Annotated in this window: 6 protein-coding genes; 1 reads left to right on the forward strand and 5 read right to left on the reverse strand. The window is 51.0% G+C overall.

What is annotated here, in order from left to right; all coding sequences use genetic code 11:
• Window positions 1-48: 48 nt before the first annotated feature.
• From I6E38_RS14025 to I6E38_RS14045, 5 genes are all read right to left on the reverse strand, one after another.
• Window positions 49-1,227, reverse strand: a complete 1,179-nt coding sequence (locus tag I6E38_RS14025) for an FprA family A-type flavoprotein (RefSeq protein ID WP_235394575.1) — start codon at window positions 1,225-1,227, stop codon at window positions 49-51.
• A 56-nt stretch (window positions 1,228-1,283) separates the two neighbouring features.
• On the reverse strand, window positions 1,284-2,213 hold the full coding sequence (locus I6E38_RS14030) for a carbohydrate kinase family protein (protein WP_235394576.1): 930 nt from the start codon (window positions 2,211-2,213) through the stop codon (window positions 1,284-1,286).
• A 213-nt stretch (window positions 2,214-2,426) separates the two neighbouring features.
• Complete coding sequence (gene ybeY / locus I6E38_RS14035; protein WP_235394577.1) at window positions 2,427-2,840, reverse strand: rRNA maturation RNase YbeY; 414 nt, start codon at window positions 2,838-2,840, stop codon at window positions 2,427-2,429.
• 162 nt (window positions 2,841-3,002) lie between these two features.
• Window positions 3,003-3,455: a pantetheine-phosphate adenylyltransferase gene (gene coaD, locus I6E38_RS14040; protein ID WP_235394578.1), complete on the reverse strand. Its 453-nt coding sequence runs from the start codon at window positions 3,453-3,455 to the stop codon at window positions 3,003-3,005.
• Window positions 3,456-3,509: 54 nt separating this feature from the next.
• Window positions 3,510-4,790: a THUMP-like domain-containing protein gene (locus I6E38_RS14045; protein ID WP_235394579.1), complete on the reverse strand. Its 1,281-nt coding sequence runs from the start codon at window positions 4,788-4,790 to the stop codon at window positions 3,510-3,512.
• Window positions 4,791-5,009: 219 nt separating this feature from the next.
• On the opposite strand from I6E38_RS14045, the gene I6E38_RS14050 reads away from it, so the two are divergent.
• Window positions 5,010-5,960: a phosphate acyltransferase gene (locus I6E38_RS14050; protein ID WP_235394580.1), complete on the forward strand. Its 951-nt coding sequence runs from the start codon at window positions 5,010-5,012 to the stop codon at window positions 5,958-5,960.
• The last annotated feature ends 271 nt before the right edge of the window (window positions 5,961-6,231 follow it).

Raw genomic sequence — 6,231 nt, forward strand, 5'->3', positions numbered from 1 at the left:
GTCGGGGGTGGGGCTTTGCAGGGGTTGGTTTTTCGGGCTTTATATTTATTACGCCAACGCACGTCCCAAAGCTTCGCAACCGGCTTCAGTCTCTGCGTTAAGGCTCTGCTTTATCTCTACGGGAGTGCCTATAAGCTCAAACTTCATGCGAGTCTCGTTGGCTTCAAGTATCTTCTTTACAGCCTGACCAGCCCATGTGAACGAGCCGAATACAGCCAGACGATGGTTCTTGATACCACGTTCGGCTATCTCGTCGATGAGTGCCTGCATCTGCGGATAGATACCGTTGTTGTATGTAGGAGCGCCGAGCACGAGAGTGTCGTACTTGAAGATGTCGCTCAGGATGTAGGAATGGTTGGAGCGCGACACGTCGTGCATGACGATATTGTGTACTCCTGCCTGGGCAGCTGCACGTGCAATGACCTCGGCGGCACGCTCTGTATTACCGTACATCGAGCCGTAGCAGATTACAACACCACGGTCGGTGTCGTAGCGACTCATACGGTCGTAAGCCTCTATGACGCGGGCTATGTGCTCATGCCAAACCGGTCCGTGAGTAGAACAGATGTAGTCGATCTTCACGCCGGCAAGCTTCTTGAGTGCCTGCTGAACCGGAACGCCATACTTGCCCACAATGTTTGAATAATAGCGGCGCATCTCATCCCAGTAGATGTAGCAATTCATGTCGGCATCAACGAACGCTCCACAGAGCGCACCGAAGCATCCGAAGGCGTCGCCCGAGAACAGTACGTTGGCTGTCTGATCGAGTGTCACCATCGTTTCGGGCCAATGCACCATCGGAATCATAGTGAACGAGAGCGTGTGCTTGCCAAGCTCAAGTGTGTCGCCATTGGAAACCTCCAGGATATCGTCGCCCGTACCAACGTTGTAGTATCCGCGCACCATGTCAAAGGTCTTCTTATTGCCTACGATGCGTGCCTCAGGATAGTACTTCTTGATGAGCGGCAGGGCGCCGCTGTGGTCAGGTTCTACGTGGTTGACGATGATGTAGTCGATGGGGCGGTCGCCGATTACGGAGCGGATGTTGGCGAGAAACTGCGGGAAGAAGTCTACCTCTACAGTATCTATAAGCGCCACCTTCTCGTCGTCGATGATATACGAGTTGTACGAAACACCGTAGGGCAGCGGCCAAAGTCCCTCGAAAATGTCTTTATGACGGTCGTTCACGCCGACATAATGTATTGATGATGTAATCTCTGTATTCATAATTATATGTAAAGTTTGATTGTTAAAACGATGTAGTACGGCAACTTTCGGGCAGCCTACTGTTGCAGACTCTTGCCGTAGTCTGTCGAGATATAGTTGTATATGTCCTTGCAGCAGTCGGCAGAGAAGGCTGATGCGCAGGCTATGAGTTTGTCCCATGTAGCCTCGTCGAGTCCGCGTTCCAGATCGTCGCGTGTCACTCCGTACTTGATGAGTCCGTAGATGAATCCGGCGTTGAAGTTGTCGCCGGCTCCGATGGTGCTCACCGTCTCAGTGTCGGGCATAGGATATTGCTTGTGGAAGCCGCCGTCTGCCAGCACAGTTACAGGTCGGGGACCGTCGGTATATACCAGTCGCGGACAGTAGAACGACGTTTCAGCACGATAGACACGTTCGGCTGTGTCCTTCTTATATAATACGGTGAAGTCTTCGCGCGAGCCTCTGACGATATCTGCAAATTCGAGGTTGTCTATCAGATTGGGCGTAATCTTCATCACGTCGTTTTGGTGTGCGGGGCGATAGTTGACGTCGTAGTAGATGATAGCGCCATGCTGGCGAGCCAGTTCGAGCAGTCCCGACACCTGCGGACGCAAAGTCGGGTTGACGGCATAGAACGATCCGAACACTACAATATCATCGCGGTTGATTTCGGGATAAGTAAAGTCCATGTGGTCGTGACGCTGGTCGCGATAGAAGATGTAGTCGGCGTTATTATCGTCGTCGAGGAAGGCGAGCGAAACGGGCGACTTTGAGTCGGGATAGACATTGACGCTTGCCGTGTCTACGTTGTTCTGCTTGAGAAACTGGCGCACGTACTCGCCTACCCTATCGCTTCCGGTTTCGGATATGAATGTGGCGTTGACTCCAGCACGTCCCAGTGATATTATTCCGTTGAACGTTGAGCCTCCCGGCACGGCCTCAATCGGTTTGCCGTCCTTGAAGATGATGTCGAGCATCGTCTCGCCAATACCTATTACTTTTCGCATTTTTCAATTGTATTTTACTGAACTTTCGCAAGTTCAGAGAATTCAGTAGTTAAAGGAGTTAAGAAGTTAAGCCAAATGCTTTTATGCTATAAATCAAGAAAAAAAACTAATGGCTTAACTCCTTAGCGACCGTAGGGCGCGAAAACTCCTTAACTTCTTAACTACTTTCGCTTGCGAAACTTGAATGTTTTATTGAGGATTGTCCTTCTGTCATTACGGGTGCATGGCGAGGGCACGATTCTCTGCCTCCTCCATTATCTCGCGTTCGCCCGGACCTTTGTCGTTGATACCGCACAGATGGAGTATGCCGTGTATGATGACGCGTCGCAGTTCGTCGTCATACTGCTTGCCGAACTGCTCGGCATTGGTGCGTACGGTGTCGAGCGAGATGACGATGTCGCCGCTCACTATGCCGGGTTCGTCGTAGTCGAATGTTATAACGTCGGTGTAATAGTCGTGACCGAGATACTCGTTGTTCACTTCGAGTATCTTCTCGTCGTTGACAAACATATAGCCCACTTCGCCTACCTTGTAGCCGTATGTTGCTGCCACGGCACGTATCCACGCCGTAGTCTCACGCTTCTTTATCTTCGGCATCTTCACGCCGTCTACGTTGTATGTTATCATTGCTTGAATGTTGAGTGTTGAATGTTGAATGTTGAATTGAGTGTTGAATGCTGAGTGTTGAATGTTGAGTGTCGTCCTTTTTGTTCCAACAATTCTACATTGGATAATTCTAAATCGGCGTAGCCGACTAATTCAACACTCCACATTCAACATTCCACATTCTCATTCCTGCCCAGCTGGCAGGAATGAGCGGCAGTCATGGCCGAAATGCGTGAGCTCGCGCACTACGGTCGACGATATGCTGTCCAACCCTGGCTCGGCAAAGAGAACGATGGTTTCAATGCCGGTAAGTCGACGGTTGATGTCGGCCTGCTCGCGCTCGAACTCAAAGTCGCGCACCGAGCGCACGCCTTTGACGATGAACTGGGCGCCGAGGCGCTTGGCGAAGTCGACGGTGAGGTCGCTGTATTGCTCCACGCTGATACGTGACTCGTCGCGATAGAGCGAACGTATAGCCTCAACGCGCTCATCGGCGCTGAGCATATAGCGCTTGCCTTGGTTAACACCTACGCCTATCACAAGATGGTCGAACAAGGCGAGGGCGCGGCGCACGACGGAGTCATGGCCTATGGTGAATGGGTCGAACGACCCGACGAAAATTCCTATACGTTTCATCGTAGTTGTTTTGTTTGCAAAAGTAATATTTTTTTGAGAAAACACGACGTTTTTTCATTTTTTTGTCTTATGCGTTATCATAAGTATATGGTCGCCGTCGGAGGTGGTGGTGGCGAAGATGTAGGTGTCGCCACCATCGTTCAGCTTCAGACGCTTGCGCAGTTCGGCAACGGATAGGGGGAAGTTGCGCACGGCGATGTTGGCTTGCTTCATACCAGAGAGGGTCTGGCGGAGCTGTCGCTTGTTCATAGTGGTGACGGCATCAATGGCAAACGAACGGCCGGAGAAGCCGTCTATCTCACGGTCGGAGAGAAACAGATGGCTGTTGCGGCTTATTGCACAGATGCCGTAGGCTCGGGCTATCTCGTCAAAACAGCCTGCCTTCATCACGGAAGCGTTGGGCTCGTGTAAGAATTTTGAATTTTGAATTTTGAGTTTTGAATTGGTCGGCTGCGCCGATGTTGAATTTTCCAATTTGGAATTATTCTCCACCATTTCTTCTTGGGCATTTGTGGCGATGCTGTATACAAATTCGCTGCGCGGATACTGACCCTCTGAGTCGGGGCGGGACTGAATGTCAACACAGAAGACTTGCACATTCTTCGTACCATTATCAGCCAATACGAGCAGCAGCTCCTTGCACTCGCCGTCTACCGACACTATGTGCACCTCGCGAACCTTACCGTCAAGGTCGACTATCGCCTTGTGCCAGTCGAGCATGGGCGAAAGCTTCAGCATCACAAACTGCGACTTTGCCATAAGCCTTGGCAACAGCTGACACACGTCGGGGGTACAGTCGGCTATCAGCACCGTCTTGGCACCGTGCTCGTCGCGACGCGCCGGGTCGAGGAATATCATGGTCTGAGGCTTCAGCTGTTCCAATACATCTTCTGCTTCGGCACATTTCGCCGTGGCGTTCTGAATGCCTAAGCGCGGCAGATTGGCGCTGACCACATCGCACAGCGAGGCGTTGCGCTCTACGTATGTGGCGCTACTGAAACAGCGCGAGGTGAACGAGAAGTCGACTCCGAATCCTCCCGTGAGGTCGGTCATGCAGGTGTCGGCATCTGGCTGCACGGCTTCTACCCATCGACGTGCCACTTGCTGCTTGTATCGGGCTGTAGGCTCCGACGAGCATTGCTCCATGTTGAGATGCGGAGGATACACCACACCATCGCACGCCGCCCATGATGGCAACTTGCGCTGAGCTGTCTGCCATCCCTGAATCTGATTCAATGCGAAGGGCATGTCTACATCAGGATAGCGCGAAGCCTGAAGAGCAAGCCGACGAGGGTCGGACTCACGAAACTGTATGATAAATTCGGATGTTGTCATATGTATGATATTGTATGTTTGGAGGTGTATAATCGAATTGCTATAAACACATTGATTTTCAACCCCATTTATTATACAAAGATACAAAAAAATGTTCAATATCGACCTTTTAACGAACATTTTGAAAGGCTCGAATAAAAATGTGAATAAAAACCTTTGCCAATCAACTAAAATCAGATAACTTTGCGAATAGAATATCAAACTAAAAAATCATATCTTATGAATCCTATTGTTGACTTAAAAACCCTACCAGAAAGACTGCGCTCGTTAGGAGAGCGCGTCATTGTGGCTGTTGCATCACCTGCCGACTCACACACCGAAGAGGTGATTGAACGAAGCGTCAGCGAGGGTTTTGCAGACTTTATTCTTACAGTTGTTGACGGCAAGCAAACCATTGCCGAACAGCTCGCAACAAAACACCCGCAACAAATCAAGATTATCAATGCATCGGACGACGACGACGCTGCACGCAAAGCCGTACTGGAAGTGCGTGAAGGACGCGCCAATGTGCTCATGAAGGGCTCGCTCAATACCGACAATCTGCTGCGCGCCGTGCTCAACAAGGAGCAGGGTATACTCGTAAAGGGTAGCGTGCTGACACATATTGCAGTGGCTGAGATTCCCGGTATGAACCGACTCATGCTCTTCTCTGATGCTGCCGTTATACCTTTCCCTACCACCGAACAACTCGACGCTGTGATGACATACATCACAAAGACTTGGCGAAGCCTCACCGGAGGCACTTGTCCGCGCGTTGCACTGACTCACTGCACCGAGAAGACAAGCGAAAAGTTCCCCATCACCATCGCCTATCAGGCCATCAAGCAGTATGCCGAGGAAGGCAGATATGGCGAAGTTTGCGTTGACGGACCAATGGACGTGAAGACTGCATGCGACGCTGAGAGCGGTGCCATCAAGGGCATCAGCTCGCCCGTAGTGGGCAATGCCGACATCTTGATTTTCCCCGACATCGAAGCCGGCAACACTTTCTACAAAACCATCACATTCTTTGCTAATGCTACCGTGGCTGGAATGCTCGACGGAACTACAGCTCCGGTTGTGGTGACTTCAAGAGCCGACTCGGCTGACTCGAAGTTCTACTCGCTCGCTGTGGCGTGTATGAGAAGCCTCACCCCCAACCCCTCCCCCGCAGGGAGGGGAGTGAAATGACTTTGAGGGTGCATAAACTGAAAGCCCTACCCCCAACCCCTCCCCCGCAGGGAGGGGAGTGAAATGACTTTAAGGCTAAGTTGTTGGGGATTTAAGGGTGGAAGGTTTCTTTAATTTTAAAATAAAAATCGATTATTAACAACAAAAAAATCCCCCGACTCTCCTACGCCTTTGCAATAAATATATAAGAGTATGCTGTAAAACTCTGAGCAAGTTCAGCACTTCACTCCCCTCCCTGCGGGGGAGGGGCAAGGGGGTGGGGCTGTATGGG

Source organism: Leyella stercorea (assembly GCF_021531355.1).
In the GTDB taxonomy this organism is placed as follows: Bacteria; Bacteroidota; Bacteroidia; order Bacteroidales; family Bacteroidaceae; genus Prevotella.